This is a genomic window from Kribbella sp. NPDC020701, assembly GCF_055562215.1.
In genome coordinates this window covers 228,528-243,572 of record NZ_JBVHFT010000008.1, presented here as the reverse complement: position 1 = coordinate 243,572, position 15,045 = coordinate 228,528, and the positions used below count along the sequence as shown (strand labels likewise).

The 15,045-nt window shown below is 69.5% G+C and carries 15 protein-coding genes; 7 read left to right on the top strand and 8 right to left on the bottom strand.

Annotated elements, in window-relative coordinates:
* Positions 1 to 31 precede the first annotated feature (31 nt).
* Positions 32 to 934, bottom strand: a complete 903-nt coding sequence (locus ACZ3HV_RS21135) for an alpha/beta hydrolase (RefSeq protein WP_465686680.1) — start codon at positions 932 to 934, stop codon at positions 32 to 34.
* Entirely contained in the window at positions 934 to 1,494 is a 561-nt protein-coding gene (locus ACZ3HV_RS21130; protein WP_465686679.1) for a PH domain-containing protein, read from the bottom strand. Before ACZ3HV_RS21130 ends, ACZ3HV_RS21135 begins: the two co-directional genes overlap by 1 nt.
* Before the next feature lie 46 nt (positions 1,495 to 1,540).
* Between ACZ3HV_RS21130 and deoC the strand changes: the two genes are divergently transcribed.
* The 4 genes from deoC to ACZ3HV_RS21110 are packed head-to-tail and all read left to right on the top strand — an operon-like array spanning position 1,541 to position 5,855.
* Positions 1,541 to 2,497 (top strand): deoxyribose-phosphate aldolase, encoded by a 957-nt coding sequence (gene deoC / locus ACZ3HV_RS21125; protein ID WP_465686678.1) that lies wholly within the window; start codon positions 1,541 to 1,543, stop codon positions 2,495 to 2,497.
* Between the two features lie 3 nt (positions 2,498 to 2,500).
* A complete protein-coding gene (locus tag ACZ3HV_RS21120; protein WP_360377845.1) occupies positions 2,501 to 3,937 on the top strand; it encodes an aldehyde dehydrogenase family protein in 1,437 nt (478 codons plus the stop codon).
* Positions 3,927 to 4,802: an aldehyde dehydrogenase family protein gene (locus ACZ3HV_RS21115; protein WP_465686677.1), complete on the top strand. Its 876-nt coding sequence runs from the start codon at positions 3,927 to 3,929 to the stop codon at positions 4,800 to 4,802. Before ACZ3HV_RS21120 ends, ACZ3HV_RS21115 begins: the two co-directional genes overlap by 11 nt.
* 39 nt (positions 4,803 to 4,841) lie before the next feature.
* Entirely contained in the window at positions 4,842 to 5,855 is a 1,014-nt protein-coding gene (locus tag ACZ3HV_RS21110) for a S66 family peptidase (protein ID WP_465686676.1), read from the top strand.
* A gap of 517 nt (positions 5,856 to 6,372) precedes the next feature.
* Here the strand turns inward: ACZ3HV_RS21110 and ACZ3HV_RS21105 are convergent.
* Complete coding sequence (locus ACZ3HV_RS21105; RefSeq protein WP_465686675.1) at positions 6,373 to 6,624, bottom strand: hypothetical protein; 252 nt, start codon at positions 6,622 to 6,624, stop codon at positions 6,373 to 6,375.
* Between the two features lie 17 nt (positions 6,625 to 6,641).
* Entirely contained in the window at positions 6,642 to 7,658 is a 1,017-nt protein-coding gene (locus ACZ3HV_RS21100) for a serine/threonine-protein kinase (RefSeq protein ID WP_465686674.1), read from the bottom strand.
* A gap of 56 nt (positions 7,659 to 7,714) precedes the next feature.
* On the opposite strand from ACZ3HV_RS21100, the gene ACZ3HV_RS21095 reads away from it, so the two are divergent.
* Positions 7,715 to 8,254: an RNA polymerase sigma factor gene (locus ACZ3HV_RS21095; RefSeq protein ID WP_465686673.1), complete on the top strand. Its 540-nt coding sequence runs from the start codon at positions 7,715 to 7,717 to the stop codon at positions 8,252 to 8,254.
* Here the strand turns inward: ACZ3HV_RS21095 and pepN are convergent, their stop codons facing one another.
* The 3 genes from pepN to ACZ3HV_RS21080 all read right to left on the bottom strand — a co-directional run bounded on the left by pepN (position 8,255) and on the right by ACZ3HV_RS21080 (position 12,389).
* Entirely contained in the window at positions 8,255 to 10,696 is a 2,442-nt protein-coding gene (gene pepN / locus ACZ3HV_RS21090; RefSeq protein ID WP_465686672.1) for an aminopeptidase N, read from the bottom strand.
* On the bottom strand, positions 10,674 to 11,063 hold the full coding sequence (locus ACZ3HV_RS21085; protein ID WP_360377864.1) for a hypothetical protein: 390 nt from the start codon (positions 11,061 to 11,063) through the stop codon (positions 10,674 to 10,676). Before ACZ3HV_RS21085 ends, pepN begins: the two co-directional genes overlap by 23 nt.
* A gap of 234 nt (positions 11,064 to 11,297) precedes the next feature.
* Positions 11,298 to 12,389 (bottom strand): FAD-dependent oxidoreductase, encoded by a 1,092-nt coding sequence (locus ACZ3HV_RS21080; RefSeq protein WP_465686671.1) that lies wholly within the window; start codon positions 12,387 to 12,389, stop codon positions 11,298 to 11,300.
* 82 nt (positions 12,390 to 12,471) lie between these two features.
* On the opposite strand from ACZ3HV_RS21080, the gene ACZ3HV_RS21075 reads away from it, so the two are divergent.
* Positions 12,472 to 13,176: a TetR/AcrR family transcriptional regulator gene (locus ACZ3HV_RS21075; protein ID WP_465686670.1), complete on the top strand. Its 705-nt coding sequence runs from the start codon at positions 12,472 to 12,474 to the stop codon at positions 13,174 to 13,176.
* On the opposite strand, the gene ACZ3HV_RS21070 is transcribed toward ACZ3HV_RS21075, so the two are convergent.
* Positions 13,173 to 14,048 (bottom strand): LysR family transcriptional regulator, encoded by an 876-nt coding sequence (locus tag ACZ3HV_RS21070; RefSeq protein WP_465686669.1) that lies wholly within the window; start codon positions 14,046 to 14,048, stop codon positions 13,173 to 13,175. The two genes, ACZ3HV_RS21075 and ACZ3HV_RS21070, sit on opposite strands and share 4 nt — an antisense overlap.
* A gap of 82 nt (positions 14,049 to 14,130) precedes the next feature.
* On the opposite strand from ACZ3HV_RS21070, the gene ACZ3HV_RS21065 reads away from it, so the two are divergent.
* The gene (locus ACZ3HV_RS21065) at positions 14,131 to 14,874 is read left to right on the top strand and encodes a sulfite exporter TauE/SafE family protein (protein ID WP_465686668.1); all 744 of its coding nucleotides are present in this window, start codon (positions 14,131 to 14,133) and stop codon (positions 14,872 to 14,874) included.
* Positions 14,875 to 15,045: the final 171 nt, after the last annotated feature.

Below are 15,045 nucleotides of genomic sequence, written 5' to 3'. Positions count from 1 at the left end.
TCTGACGCCAGGATCCGCGAAGGAGTTCCCCTCAACCTCCGAGTTTCCCGCCGAGAAACCGCAACTGGTCAGGAAGCATGCGCCGCCAGTAACCAGCGGTGTGCGCCCCGGCCTGCTCCCCACCCGCCGCACGCAACTCCTCCCGCAACTCCTTCGCCGCCCCCGCGAAGGGATCGTCCCGCCCACAATCGATGCGCACAGCAACATCCTTGAAGTCGTCGCGGCGGCCGAGCACCTGGTTGTCCGTGAAGTCCCCCGCGCCGTCGAACGCACCAGCCGTCGCGTCCTCGAAGTGCCGGTAGAGCGCCGGGCTCATCGCGCCTACCGCGACCGCCGTCCGATCTGCCGGGACCTGCCGCTGGAAGAAGTCGCTCGTCGCGAACAGCAGGCCGCCGAATCCACCCATCGACCAACCAAGGAGGCCATATCTCTCGGTGCGCAGTCCTCGCTTCGCCAGCAGCGGCAGCAGTTCCTGGTCGAGCATGGACACCGGGTCGTCCCCGTTCGCCCGGGCATGCCAGTAGTTGTCCCGCCCGCCGTCCACGGTTGCCAGCGCGAAGGGCGACGTACCGGCCTGCACGGCGGCGGTCAGGTAGCGATCGATGCCGAGGTCGTTGACGGCCGACGTGTGATCGCCACCCCGTCCGTGCAGCACCAGCACGACGGGCAACTGCGCGGATGGCGAGTGCCCGTGGGGATAGATGACGCTGTAGCCGACCGTCGTACGACGTGCTGCCGAGGCGAAGGTGCCCGACACGACTGGGCCGGGTGGGACATCCGGTACGACGCCGTCCGGGCCGGTCAGGCCGAGGACGTCGTGGACTCGCGCGCGGCCGGGGACCACACCGGTCTCCAACGCGGCAACGGCGGCGGCGCCCGTCACAGTCGCGGCCGCCGCCGTGCGAAGGAGCGCCCGGCGGGACACCAACGGCATCAGCGAAGCACGGCCGCCACGATGGCGACGACCGCGAGTACGCCGATGACGATCAGCTCCGGGCGGGCCCAGGTGGTACGCACGTCGCCGTCGGACTTGGCGCCGTACTGCTCCATGTGGGACTCGATCCGGTCGACCACGAAGTCCGCGCGGGAGACCGAGCTCTCCGGCCCGAGCCTGCCACCGCCGACCCGTTGCTTGCGAAGGTCACGCATGACGAGTACGACGCCGGGAGCGCGGAACTTGTTGTCGCCGGCGTGCACGCGAAGGATGTCGGTGACATCGACGCCACTCACTTTGCCCCACGGGATCTCGTGGTCGCGCAGGTGGTTACGCAGCAGGATGTGCTCGGGGCTGAGGGTGACGCTCGGGCGGATCAGGCCGACGTAGGCCAGCATCATCAGGATGCCGATCACAGCCGCGACCAGCAGACCGCTCGCGGTACGCCACTCCACCACGATGTCGAGCAGCCCGAGCACGCCGACCGCCACCACCAGCCCTCCGGTGATCCGGTTGGTCGTGGACAGGTACCGCTCGGTGTCCGGCGATTTCGACTTCACCAGCACAAAGTAACTGGCCGTCCAGAACAGCACTAGACTGCCCAGGGTGACCACTCTCGACAGCGGCGTCGACTCGTTGGCCGACGTGACCTCGTCCGAGGACCGGCTGCGCCGGTTCCTGCTCGGCCTGCCGGGCGTCGACCAGGTCGGCGCCGAGGCCAGGGCCGCCACGCTGAGCACCCGGTCGATCAAGACCACCGCCAAGGCGTACGCGCTGGACCTGGCGATCAGCATGATCGACCTGACCACGCTGGAGGGGCAGGACACCCCCGGCAAGGTGCGGGCCCTGTGCGCGAAGGCGAAGCGGCCCGACCCGGCCGATCCGAGCGCGCCGCAGGTCGCCGCGGTCTGTGTCTACCCGGACCTGGTGGCCACGGCCAAGCACGAACTGCGCGGCTCCGGCATCAATGTGGCGAGTGTCGCAACCGCCTTCCCCAGTGGGCGTTCCAGCCTCGCGATCAAGGTGCAGGACACCAAGGACGCGGTCGCGGCCGGCGCCGACGAGGTCGACATGGTGATCGACCGCGGTGCCTTCCTGTCCGGGCGGTACGGCCTGGTCTTCGACGAGATCACCGCGATCCGTGAGGCGGCCGGCGACGCGCACCTGAAGGTGATCCTGGAAACAGGCGAGCTGGTCACCTACGACAACGTCCGGCGCGCGTCCTGGCTGGCGATGCTGGCCGGCGCGGACTTCATCAAGACCTCCACCGGCAAGGTGTCCCCGGCGGCCACGCTGCCGGTGACGCTGGTGATGCTGGAGGCGGTCCGCGACTACCACGAGTCGACCGGCTTGCACATCGGCGTCAAACCGGCCGGCGGGATCCGGACCGCGAAGGACGCGATCAAGTACCTGGTCACCGTCAACGAGACGGCCGGACCGGACTGGCTGGACCCGGAGCTGTTCCGCTTCGGCGCCTCCAGCCTGCTGAACGACCTGCTGATGCAACGCACCAAGCTGGCCACCGGGCATTACCCCGGCCCCGACTACTTCACGCTGGACTGAGGCATGAGCAGATTCGAGTACGCACCGGCCCCGGAATCACGGGCCATCGTCGACATCAAGTCGTCGTACGGGCTCTTCATCAACGGCGCCTTCACCGACGCGACGGACGGGAAGCCGTTCAAGACCGTGTCGCCGGCGTCGGAGGAGGTGCTCGCCGAGGTCAGCGAAGCCGGTCCCGCGGATGTGGACAAGGCGGTGCGCGCCGCGCGGAAGGCGTTCGACAAGGTCTGGGGGCCGATGGCCGGCCGGGACCGGGCCAAGTACCTGTTCCGGATCGCGCGGCTGATCCAGGAGCGGTCGCGTGAGCTGGCGGTGCTGGAGTCGCTGGACAACGGCAAGCCGATCCGCGAGTCCCGCGACGTCGACATCCCGCTGGTGGCCGCGCACTTCTTCTACTACGCCGGCTGGGCGGACAAGCTCGAGTACGCCGGGGTCGGCGACGACCCGCAGCCGTGGGGGGTCGCGGGTCAGGTGATCCCGTGGAACTTCCCGATGCTGATGCTGGCGTGGAAGATCGCCCCGGCGCTGGCCGCCGGCAACACCGTCGTACTGAAGCCGGCCGAGACGACTCCGCTGACCGCGCTGGCGTTCGCGGAGATCTGCCAGCAGGCGGACCTGCCGCCGGGCGTGGTGAACATCGTCACCGGCGCCGGCCGGACCGGGCAGGCGCTGGTCGAGCACCCGGACGTGAACAAGGTCGCGTTCACCGGGTCGACGGCCGTCGGCCGGGCGATCGCGAAGTCGGTCGCGGGCTCGGACAAGGCGATCACGCTGGAGCTCGGCGGCAAGGCGGCGAACATCGTCTTCGAGGACGCGCCGATCGACCAGACCATCGAGGGCATCGTCAACGGCATCTTCTTCAACCAGGGTCACGTCTGCTGCGCGGGTTCGCGGCTGCTGGTCCAGGAGAGTGTGTACGACGAGGTCCTGTCCCGGCTGAAGCGCCGGATGGGCACGCTGCGGGTCGGTGACCCGCTGGACAAGAACACCGACATCGGCGCGATCAACTCCGCCGCCCAGCTGGCCAAGATCCGCGAGCTGTCCCAGATCGGCGAGGACGAGGGCGCCGAGCGGTGGTCGCCGGAGTGCGAGCTGCCGCCGCAGGGGTACTGGTTCCCGCCGACCGTGTTCACCGGGGTGTCCCAGGCGCACCGGATCGCCCGCGAGGAGATCTTCGGCCCGGTGCTGTCCGTGCTGACCTTCCGGACCCCGGCCGAGGCGGTCGAGAAGGCGAACAACACCCCGTTCGGGCTGTCGGCGGGGATCTGGACCGACAAGGGCTCCCGGATCCTCTGGATGGCCAACCAACTGCGCGCCGGCGTGGTCTGGGCCAACACGTTCAACCGCTTCGACCCGACCTCGCCGTTCGGCGGCTACAAGGAGTCGGGCTACGGCCGCGAGGGCGGCCGCCATGGTCTGGAGGCCTACCTTGCCCACTAAGGATGGAGTGCGGCTCGAGGTGCGCAAGACGTACAAGCTCTACATCGGCGGCGCCTTCCCGCGCAGCGAGTCGGGCCGCTCCTACGTGGTGACCGATGCCAAGGGCAAGTTTCTCGCCAACGCGTCGCAGGCCTCTCGCAAGGATGCCCGGGACGCGGTCGTGGCCGCCCGTAAGGCCTTCGGCGGCTGGTCGGCCCGCACGGCGTACAACCGCGGCCAGGTGCTCTACCGCATCGCCGAGGTGATGGAGGGCCGGCACGAGCAGTTCAGCTCGGAGGTCTCGCTGTCCGAGGGCCTGTCGATCAGCAAGGCCCGCGCGGTCGTGGACGCGGCGATCGACCGCTGGGTCTGGTACGCCGGCTGGGCCGACAAACTGGCCCAGGTGGTCGGCTCCAGCAACCCGGTGGCCGGCCCGTACTTCGACTTCTCGTTGCCCGAGGCAACCGGGGTGGTCGCGGTGCTGGCGCCCCAGGACTCCAGCCTGCTCGGCCTGACCAGCGTGATCGCCCCCGCGATCGTCTCCGGCAACACGGTCGTCGCAGTCTCGTCGTACGAACGTCCGCTGCCGGCGATCACGCTGGGCGAGGTGATGGCGACCTCCGACGTACCGGGTGGCGTGGTCAACCTCCTCACCGGATCGGCGTCGGAGATCGGCCCGTGGCTGGCCTCGCACATGGACGTCAACGCCATCGATCTCTGTGGCATCGAGGACCTGGACGAGGCCCGCGACCTGGAGGCCGCGGCGGCCGACAACCTCAAGCGGGTACGCCGTCCTGCCGAGGAGGACTGGACCGAGTCCCCGGGCCTGTCCCGCCTCACGCAGTACCTGGAACTGAAGACGGTCTGGCACCCGATCGGCGTTTAATCACTCGGGTTCAGGCCGGAGGCGTCGTACAGTCGCCGCATGGTCCAGCCTGGTGACAAGGTCGCAATCGTCTCGCCGTCGCGTGGTCTGCCGGAGATTTTCCCGGGCCCGTACGAGCTCGGCCTGCGACGGTTGCGCGACGACTTCGGCCTGATCCCGGTCGAGTACCCGACGACCCGCGTGCTCGCGGCCAGCCCGCAGGCGCGGGCCGCCGACCTGCACGCAGCCTGGTCAGACCCGTCGATCCGCGCGGTGCTCGCGACCATCGGCGGCGACGACCAGCTCACCGTGCTGAAGCACCTCGACCCCGCAGTCTTCCAGGCAGACCCGAAGCCCTTCTTCGGGTACAGCGACAACACGAACCTGCTCAACTTCCTGTATTCGTTGGGTTTGCCGGCCTTTCACGGCGGCAGCGTGATGGTCCAGTTCGGCCGCGGCGGCGCCATGCACCCGGACTCCGAGCGCTCCCTCCGCGCCGCGCTCTTCACTCCCGGCGAGTTCGAGCTGACGCCGGCCGAGGCCTGGACCGACCACGACCACGACTGGGCCGTCCCCGCCAACCTGGAGACCGAGCCACCACTCTTCCCCGGCACGGGTTGGACCTGGCAAGGTACGCAACCCGTCAGCGGGCGCTTGTGGGGCGGCAACTTGGAGATCCTCGACTGGCAGCTCTCCGCCAACCGGTGGATGCTCCCCACGGACTCCTACGACGGCATCCTCTTCCTCGAAACCAGCGAAGAACTCCCCACCGCCGAAACGGTCTACCGGATCCTCCGCACCTTCGGCGAACGCGGCCTCCTCCAACGCTTCGACGCAGTGTTGTGGGGCCGCCCGAAGTCCTGGTCCCTGGAACACCACTTCACCCCAGCGGAATCCGTCGCCTACGTCACCGCCCAATACCTAGCGGTAGACCGAGCCCTCACGGAGTACAACCCAACCGCCGTCGTCGTCAAAGGCCTGGACATAGGCCACACCGACCCCCAGCAAGTCCTCCCCTACGGCGGCCAAGCCCAGATCACCCCAGCCACCAACCGCATCACCGTCACCTACTAACCCCAACACCCAGCACCCCAGCTCGGGTCGTCCGCGTGCTCGCACGTACCGAACAACGGGTAGTGGTCGCTCACCTCACCGCTCCCGCTGGGCGGCACCCGCCGTCCACCTGCCGCCAGGCACACCACTACCCGTCCGTCGGTACACCACCCAACCGCCGACCCCCGCAGTCGTCCGAGCTTCAAGTGACTGCCGACCCGCGAGACCGGCAGTCCCGCCATCCGGACCAACGAGGCCAACCGCCGTGGGCCAGGACCCCCACCGGTGGCCGGAGACAAGTAATAACAGGTCCAACCCCACCACAACCTGTCCAAGCCCCCCACGACGGCCGCGCTTCCGGCTGCCGGTGAGCGGATGAGCGTGGTGGTCAGGGCGGGATTCGGGTTTGGGTAGCAGGTGATGGGGGCGGTGGTGGTGAGGAATTTCCATTTGATTTTGGCTTGGAGGGTCAGGCCGGGGTCGTCGTAGCTGGTGCCTTTGAGCCTGGTCTCGATGGTCGTGCCGCGGCGGCCGGATTTCAGCCGGACAGCGAGTGTCGGCAGCTGGTAGAGCCGGGCTTGAGGTCGACCGCGATCGTGAAACGGGTGTTGGGACCCACGGCAGTCGGCGCTTTCGCATCCACCGCCTGCCGCAACGACAGCGTGTGCTGACCGAACTTGGTGTTCGCGCGGCAGGCATAGCTCGCGGTAGGCACGGCCGCCTCGGCTCCAGAGACGACGACCAGCAGTGGGAGGAGGGCAAGAACCACAAGACTGCGGTAAGTAGCCACGAAACTACTCTATGCAGTCATCGGCCGAACAGGAACCAGCCGCCCGCGCCGGCGAGCACGAAGACGACCGGCAGCGCGAGCAGGAACCACGCCCGGTTCCGCCGCCGGCGACGTACCGGCGGGTCGGCGGCGACGATCGTCGGGAGCTCGTCGTCGGTGATGCTGGTCCGCTCCACCGCTCGCAGCGGCGCCTCCTGCTCCAGCCGGTACGCCTCGGCCTCGAGCCGGTCGGCGAGCGTGTCGGCTCGCTCCCACCGCTCGGGGACCCGATACGCCAGCGCCCGGGCCATGATGTCGTCGACCTGCCCGATCGAGTCGTGCAGCGCGGTCCGCAAGCTCGGCGGCGGCAGGTCCGGGTCGCGATTGAGCACATCGCTGATCGAGGCAGCGGCGTACGGCGGATGCCCGGTGATCAATGCGTACGTCACCGCACCGACCGCGTAGATGTCCGCCCGCTCGTCGAACCCGCCATCGGCGCGCCCCTGCTCAGGAGCCATGTACGACGGCGTGCCGACGGCCTGGGTCAGCCCGGACGCCTCGGCAGCCCGCTTCGCCAGCCCGAGGTCGGCCAGCACGATCCGGTGGGTACCACCACCGGACTCGTCGCCCTGGTTGGGCCGGAGCAGCAAGTTCGCCGGGGTGACGTCGCGGTGTACGACGCCCTCGCTGTGCAGGGCCGCCACCGCGCGAGCCAGGTCCGCACCCCACCACAACGCGTCCACGGGGTCCAACGGTCCGTGCCGCAGAACGTCGCCCAGCGTGCCACCGCCGACGTAGTCCATCACGAAGTACGGGCGTCCGTCCGGGAGCTTCCCGAGGTCGAACACCCGGACCACGCGGTCGCTCGCGATCCGGCGCATCAGCCGCGCCTCGGACAGGAAGCGTTCCCGCACGTCGGCACGCGACGCCCAGTTGTCCGCGAGGATCTTGACGGCCACGTCCACGTCGAGGTCGTCGTCGTACCCACGCCACACGGTCGCGAACGCGCCCGCGCCGATCTGGTCCCGCAGCCGGTACCTGCCGATGGCATCCATCCCGGCTATTGTCGTGCACAGCCGAGTTCATTGGTGGGAACAGACACTGGGGGAGCATGAACGAGGAGCTGGAAGATCTGGCCACCCGTGCCGCCACGGGGGATCAGACCGTCCTGCCGCAACTCCTGCAGGCGATCCGGCCGCAGGTGCAGCGCCGGGTGGCCAAGTTCCTGCCGTACCGCGAGGACGCCGAGGAAGCGGTCCAGGACACTTTGCTCCAGGTGGCCAACAAGATCCACACCTTCAAGGGCACCGGCACGTTCGCCGGCTGGGTCACCATCGTGGCCACCAACCAGGCCCGGCAGACCTACCGCTCGCTGAAGCGGCGCTCGGTCGAGCAGTCCGCCGAGGTCCTGCCCGAGTCCGCCGACCCACGGACGACCTCGGTGATCGCGGGCTCCCGGCTGGACCTGCTGGAGGCGCTGGAGTCGCTCGAGTCCAGCCATCCCCAGCTGGTCCAGCCGCTGGTACTGCGCGACCTGGGCGCGTTGACGTACGCCGAGATCGCGGACGAGCTCGATGTCCCGCTCGGCACGGTCAAGGCCCGGATCCACCAGGCCCGCAAGGCCGTCGCCGAACGCCTCACGGTGCGCTGACTAACCGAACGTACGGCGTACCTCCACCGCCCGGCGCAGATCGTCGAGGAAGTTGGCGGTCTGCCGGCGGATGGCCGGACCGACGCTCTCGTCGGAGATCAGTGCCTCGGCCGGGGCGATCAGGTCCGCGTCGATCGCGTACCGCGGCGCGATCCGGTGCACCGTCAGCCCGACCACCATGCCGGACCGGATCTCGACGGTCCGCGGGATGTCGGTGAAGAACCGCTGCACGTACGGCGCGGTGATCGCGGCCTGACCCGGGTGCCAGAAGCCCTCGGCCGTGGCCAGCAACTCCTTCACCCCGATCGCCGGGTCCGTCATGATCCGCGTCCACGCGGCTTCCTTGCCGTCCGGCAAGGCGGCCCGACACCGGGCGGCCTGGTTGACGCCCTCGGTCGACGTGTCGCGGGCGAGTTCGGCATCGATCTCCGCCGCGCCGTACGCCCCCAGCTGCACGAGCCGAAGAACCAGCGACCAGCGAAGATCCGCGTCGATCTCCAGGCCGGCCGGGACCTCCAAGCCCTCGAGCCAGGACCTCGGCAGGTCCGCGTCGTCCGTGGTCGCGATGACCCCGCGCGCGGTGACCAGCTGCAGGCTACTGCCTGGCGCGGTGCTCGCCAGCTTGCTGCTCAGGGCATCGGCGACCGGGCCGCGAAATTCGTCGTACGGAAGGTAGCTGCCGAGGAGCCGCTCTTCGACCCAGCGGGCGAGCGAGCCGACGGCGATGTCGCTGTCCTCGTGCGGCAGTGCCGTGATGAACAGTTCGAGGGCCTGGCGCGGGTCCAGCTCGGCGCTCATCGTGGAGTCACGGATCGCGTTCCAGATCACGGCGCGGGTGGTGCCGTCGGCGATCTTCGGCAGCACGGCCGGGAGGTTCGCGAGGCTCGTGGCATCGAGCCGGATCTTCGCCCAGGTGTCGTCGTTCGCGTCCGGCACGATCACCGCGAGATCGTTGCCGAGCGCAACTTCCACGGCATCCTGGTCGAGGACGACGTCGACGATCGACGCGGCCCCGCTCTCGTCGTACCCGCCGACGCTCAGCTTGTGCAGCCGGCGCGAGCCGTCCGGGCTCTCGCGGTGCAGGACGCCGCCTTTGGCTGTGCGCTCGACCGTGATCGTGTCCAGGCCGGACGTCCGCAGCCACTGCGCGGACCAGTTGTCCAAGTCCTTCGCGCCGGCCTCGGTGAGCTTCTCGATGAACTCGTGCAGGTCGGCGTTGCCGTACTCGTGGGCCTCGAGATGCGCGTTGACACCCTTCAGGAACACGTCGTCGCCGAGGTACTTGGCCAGCTGCTTGAGCACTGCGGCGCCCTTGGCGTACGAGATCCCGTCGAAGTCGTCGAGCGACTGGCGCGCGTCCTTCAGGCTGTCCGGCGCGACCGGGTGCGTCGAGCTGCTCTGGTCCGTCTGCAGTCCCCACCACCTACGCACGAAGGCGAAGTCTGTCCAGTTGCCGCCGTAGCTGGTCGCGTCCTCCGACACACGGTGCGCCATGTACTCCGCGAACGATTCGTTCAGCCACATGTCGTTCCACCACTTCATCGTGACCAGGTCACCGAACCACATGTGCGCCATCTCGTGGACGATGATCCGGGCGCGGGTACTGCGTTCGGCCTCGGTCGCCTGGCTGCGGAAGACCAGGTGGTCGGCGAACGTCACGCAGCCCGGGTTCTCCATCGCGCCGAGGTTGAAGTCCGGTACGAACGCCTGCCAGTACTCACCGAACGGGTACCGCTGCCGGAACATCCGGTGGTACTCGTCGAAAGCCTCCCGGGTGGTTCGGAACAGGTCGTCCGCGTCCCGCTCGAGGGACTCCTTCAGCGATTGTCGGCAGGCGAGTCCGAGCGGGATCCCGTCGTACTCGCTCCTGATCTGGTGGTAGTGGCCGGCGACGATCGTGACGAAGTACGTCGACAGCGGCTTGGTCTCCGCGAGCGTCCACTCCCCCGGAGCGGTCCGGGTGGCAGCGCCGTTGCCCATCACCACCCAGTCCTCGGGGCACGTCACCGAGATCGCGTACGGCGCCTTCAGATCAGGCTGATCGAAACACGGGAAGTAGCGCGGCGCCGACTCCAGCGACGACATGCCGTAGGTGTAGACCCGCCCGTCAGCGGCGTCGACGGACCGCTGCAAGCCTTCGCCGTCCGCGGAGTACCTCATTTCGGCAGTCACCACGAGCTCGTTCTCCGCCTGCAGCCCGCTCAGTGGAAAACGGCCGTCGTCCAACAGCTTCGGGTCCAACTTCCGCCCGTTCAGCACGACACTGATCAGCCGCTCCGGCTTCACGTCCACCCAGCTCACCTCGGCCGTGGCCGCGAACTTCAGCGTGCTCACCACGCCGAAGGTCGTCCCGCCATCGGTCAGATCGAAGGCGACCTCGGCCGAGCGCACGGTCACTCCGGCCGCGCGCTCGCGGGCTTCACTCACTGTCAGGGCGGGCATGGTTCTCCTCGGTGGGTACGGCCGCGGCGGCGAGCTGTGCGACTGCCTTGACCTCGGCGCTGGTAGTGGTTTCGAGGACGTGAGCGATCAGTTCGGCGTCCTCGGGTTGCGCAAGACTCGTGAGCACGTTCAACGCACTCTGATGGTCGAACCCCGCTTGGATATCCGGGTCATCCGCCGGTGGGCGGGACAAGATCTCCCGGGCAACCACCCGTACCTCACCGCCGAGCGGCTCCAGCGGGTTCCCGCCGCTCAACCGCGTGTAGGCCGCGGCCACCTGGTACATGTTCAGCGCCCGGCAGACCGTGGCGATGTTGCTGCTGTGCAGCAACACACTGAACGCCTGCAAGGGGATGTCCCCGGTCATGGGGCCTCCCGCCCTGGACTGAGGAGCGTAGGGAGCGCAGCGACTGGAGCGACGAGGGAAGGGCGGGAGTCAAGGCCCCATGACCCGCCGCGCCGGAGGCGCGGCAATGACACGGTCATGGGGCCTCCCGCCCTGGACTGAGGAGCGTAGGGAGCGCAGCGACTGGAGCGACGAGGGAAGGGCGGGAGTCAAAGCCCCATGACCCGCCGCGCCGGAGGCGCGGCAATGACACAGTCATGCCTGCACGCTAGTCGACGGGTCCGGCTGGAAGAATCGCAGTATGTTCTGCGCTGCGTCCGGGCCGATCATCAGCTCCGAGACCGCTGCCGACCGCTTCGCGGTCTCGGCGGCGCGGGACAGCATCGCCGGTTCGTAGTCCGCCACCGCGGCATCCGGATCGCCCGGGTGTGCTGCGATGGCCCGGCCGAGGTCGGCGGCATCCAGCATGGCCAGGTTGGCCCCCTGGCCGACCGGTCGCATCAGATGGGCGGCGTCGCCGAGCAGGGTGACACCGGGCCGGCGCGGCCAGGTCAGGCCGATCGGCAGCACGTTGACCGGCCGCACCACGACCGGCTCGTCACGAGCGGCCCACAGTCGACGGAACCGAGGATGCCAGCCGTCGAGCAGGTCACTGTCGAGATCGGGAGTGCCTTGGAGCGAGATGCCGACCCGGATGGTGCCGTCGCCGTTGCGCTGGGCGGCCAGGTGCCGGTCCTGGCCGAACACCCAGTAGTTGCCGCGGCCAACCATCGCGGCTAGTTCGGGCTGGGTGCGGTCGGCATCGTGGATGGCGCTGTCGATCGCAGTGCTGCCGCCGTAGACGGGCCGGGCATCGGTGACCAGCGGGCGAACGCGGGAGTTGGCGCCATCCGCACCGACGAGCAGGTCACACTCGACCTCGCTGCCGTCGTCGAGGAACACGACGTACCCACCGGCCCGTGCTTCCGCGCGGTCGAAGGCGCTGCCCCAGCGCACCCTGCCGGGCGGCAGCGAGGCGAGCAACAGGTCTCGCAGATCCGCCCGGTCGATCTCCGGGCGGGCCATCGGCGCATCGTCCGGGGTGTCCTCCTGGAGCAGCAGCGTGCCGGTGTGATCCAGCAGCCGCATGTCCTGGCCTTCGCGGCGCGCCACCGCGAGGAACTGCTGCTCGAGGCCGGCGGCGCGCAGAGCGGCCTGGCCGGTGTCGGTGTGCAGGTCGAGCATGCCGCCCTGGGCACGGGCCTCAGGTCCGGCGTCGCGCTCGAACACGACGGCGTCGATGCCGTGGACGTGCAGAACCCGCGCGAGGGTGAGGCCGCCGGGGCCACCTCCGATGATCGCGATCATGATGACTCCGTTCGATACGCCGTATTTTTCGATACACTGTATCGCTTGAGGCGGTGTATTGTTCAAGGCTCGGAGGTATGAGGTGACAGACAGCCCACTCGTCTGGGAGCGGCCCGAGCCGCCGGAGCGACGTGCACCGAGCCCCTTGAGCCGGGAGCGGATCGTGCGTGCCGCCATCACGCTGGCCGATGCCGAGGGCCTGGAATCGGTGTCACTGCGGAAGGTCGCCGGCGCGCTCGACGCAGGCCCGATGCGGCTCTACCGGTACGTCGACACCAAGGAAGAGCTGCTCGAGCTGATGGTCGACGCCGTGTACGGCGAGCTCCCGGCGCCGACGGGTCCGACCTGGGCCGACGTGCTGTGGTCGATCGCGAACGGGATCCGGGACGCTGCCCTGCGGCACGAGTGGTTCGCCGACCTGCTCGGTGGCCGCCCGCACTTCGGCCCGGCGACCCTCGCGCACACCGAGAGCTCCCTGGCCGCGCTCCGGACCGCCGGGATCGACGACCTCGACACCATGATGGGCGTGCTCGAGGCGCTCGACCTCTACCTGATCGGCGCCGTGCGCAAGGAGATCACCGAGCGCAGGGCCGAACGCGCCACCGGCCAGGACGAGCGGGAATGGCAGGCGAAGACCTTCCCCTACCTGGCCCGGGCGTTCGCGGCCGGGCACTACCCCACCCTCGAGAAGGTCATCCACGACGCCCGCCACCGGTCCGCCGCCGAGGTGTTCGAGCTGGGTTTGGGTTACCTCCTGGACGGCATGGCGCGCCGCCTCCAGCGCTAGCGGCTTGCCGCCGCGTGCAGGTGGTCGGCCAGGAGGTGGGCGGACTCAGGAGCGTTCGCGGAGTAGCAGAGCAGGTGTGCCCGGGTGGACCACGAATCCTGCAGCGGGCAGATCTCGACGGCGGTGTTGGCGTCGACGGCTCGGCGAGGCACGATCGCGAGACCCGCGCCGGCGGTCGCCAGCGTGATCAGGGTGTGCAGGGTGGGTACGACGGTGCGGTAGCGGGGTGCCGGGGCGTGCGGGCCGAGGCGTTCGTCCATCCACTGGGTGAGTGGGGAGTTGCGGTCGAGCCCGACCAGGGGGTGTTCGGCGACTTCGGCGTACGCGATCGAGGTGCGGCCGGAGAGGATGCCGCCGGCCTGGCCGATCACGACCAGGGAGTCGTCGGCGAGCGGTTCGGTCGGGAGGGGCGTCGGTTCGTCGTCGAGGATGACGCCGAGGTCGGCCTCGCCGGCGGCGAGGATGCGGACGCTGCGAACTGTGCGGCGTTCGCTGACGTTCACGTCGTACTCCGGATGGTCGCGGAGGAACGTGGCGAGCGCGACCGGGACGAGTTGGTGCATCGCGGACCCGCCGGCGACCAGGCGGATCGGTGCGGACCGGGAGACGGCGTACGACGCGACCGCGCTGTCGAGCCGGGTCGTCTCCGCGAGGACCTCGCGGGCGTGCCGGGCCAGGGTGGCGCCCGCGGGAGTGAGCCGGACGCCACGGCGTTCGCGGACCAGCAGGGGTACGCCGGCCTGTGCTTCGAGCGCTCTGACCCGCGCACTGGCCGAAGGCAGACTGAGGTGCATCACCCGCGCGCCGGCGGTGATCGAGCCTTCCGCCGCGACGTGGGTGAAGAGCCGGAGGTCGTCCAGGTCGTACCGCATGCGTTCAGCCTACGTCTCAGCCTGAGGCTGGCTACGGGGATCGCGCATTGTGGAGTACGCGCCGAGCCGTGATCCTCGAAGGATGCTGCTGATCCTCCTCGCCGGTGTCGCGGCCGGCGCGCTGAACGCCGTCGGCGGTGGCGGGAGCTTCGTGGCCCTGTCCGCCCTGGTCGCGGCCGGGATGCCGCCGGTCACCGCGAACGCGACCACGACCGTCGCGCTGCTGCCGGGTAACGCGACCAGCGCCTGGGTCTACCGGCGTGAGGTGGAGGGCTTCGCCCGGCCATCTCCGCTCCGGCTGACCCTGGCAAGCGTGCTCGGCGGGGCGATCGGCGCCGGGTTGCTGTTATTGTTGCCATCGGCATCTTTCGAGGCCGCGGTCCCGTGGCTGCTGGCGTTCGCGACCGTCGTCCTCGCGTTCGGCAAGCGACTGACCCAAGCGCTGCGGCTCGGTACGCCGGGGCCGGCGGCGATCCTGGCCGGGCAGTTCGTGCTGTCGATCTACGGCGGGTACTTCGGTGGCGCGGTCGGCCTGATGATGCTGGCGTTCTGGACCGCGACCACGTCACTCGACCCGGCCCGGGGAAACCCGCTGCGCGTCATCCAGGTCGCGGCCGTCTACCTGACCGCGGCCATCATCTTCGTCTTCGCCGCCGACGTCCTCGCCCAACCTGTCCAGCTGGTGGCCCTGCTGGCCGGCGCCGTCCTCGGCGGCTACGCCGGCGCCCACCTGGTCCGGCGCCTCCCCGCGCCCTTCCTTCGGACGCTGGTTCTGATCACGGCCGTCGCCATGACCGCGCTGTTCTTCGTCCGGGCGTTCCGATGAACCGGGCGCAGTTGGCGATGGCCTATCAAGCCTGCGAGGTCGCCGATCTGGCCGCTTCCGCTGTGAGCGTTGACGATCCGGCCGAGGCGCTGGCCCAGGCCGAGCGGGTACTCGCGGCGGCGGGCAGACTCCTGGCCGCCGCGACGCGGCTCGGCGAGCCCGCCGCGGCCC

Excerpts from the sequence above, each read along its gene's own strand:
- ACZ3HV_RS21070 (WP_465686669.1), bottom strand. The coding sequence starts at position 14,048 with ATGCGGTACGACCTGGACGACCTCCGGCTCTTCACCCACGTCGCGGCG.
- pepN (WP_465686672.1), bottom strand. The coding sequence starts at position 10,696 with ATGCCCGCCCTGACAGTGAGTGAAGCCCGCGAGCGCGCGGCCGGAGTG.
- ACZ3HV_RS21120 (WP_360377845.1), top strand. The coding sequence starts at position 2,501 with ATGAGCAGATTCGAGTACGCACCGGCCCCGGAATCACGGGCCATCGTC.
- ACZ3HV_RS21065 (WP_465686668.1), top strand. The coding sequence starts at position 14,131 with ATGCTGCTGATCCTCCTCGCCGGTGTCGCGGCCGGCGCGCTGAACGCC.
- ACZ3HV_RS21135 (WP_465686680.1), bottom strand. The coding sequence starts at position 934 with ATGCCGTTGGTGTCCCGCCGGGCGCTCCTTCGCACGGCGGCGGCCGCG.
- ACZ3HV_RS21080 (WP_465686671.1), bottom strand. The coding sequence starts at position 12,389 with ATGATCGCGATCATCGGAGGTGGCCCCGGCGGCCTCACCCTCGCGCGG.
- ACZ3HV_RS21095 (WP_465686673.1), top strand. The coding sequence starts at position 7,715 with ATGAACGAGGAGCTGGAAGATCTGGCCACCCGTGCCGCCACGGGGGAT.
- ACZ3HV_RS21100 (WP_465686674.1), bottom strand. The coding sequence starts at position 7,658 with ATGGATGCCATCGGCAGGTACCGGCTGCGGGACCAGATCGGCGCGGGC.
- ACZ3HV_RS21085 (WP_360377864.1), bottom strand. The coding sequence starts at position 11,063 with ATGACCGGGGACATCCCCTTGCAGGCGTTCAGTGTGTTGCTGCACAGC.
- ACZ3HV_RS21110 (WP_465686676.1), top strand. The coding sequence starts at position 4,842 with ATGGTCCAGCCTGGTGACAAGGTCGCAATCGTCTCGCCGTCGCGTGGT.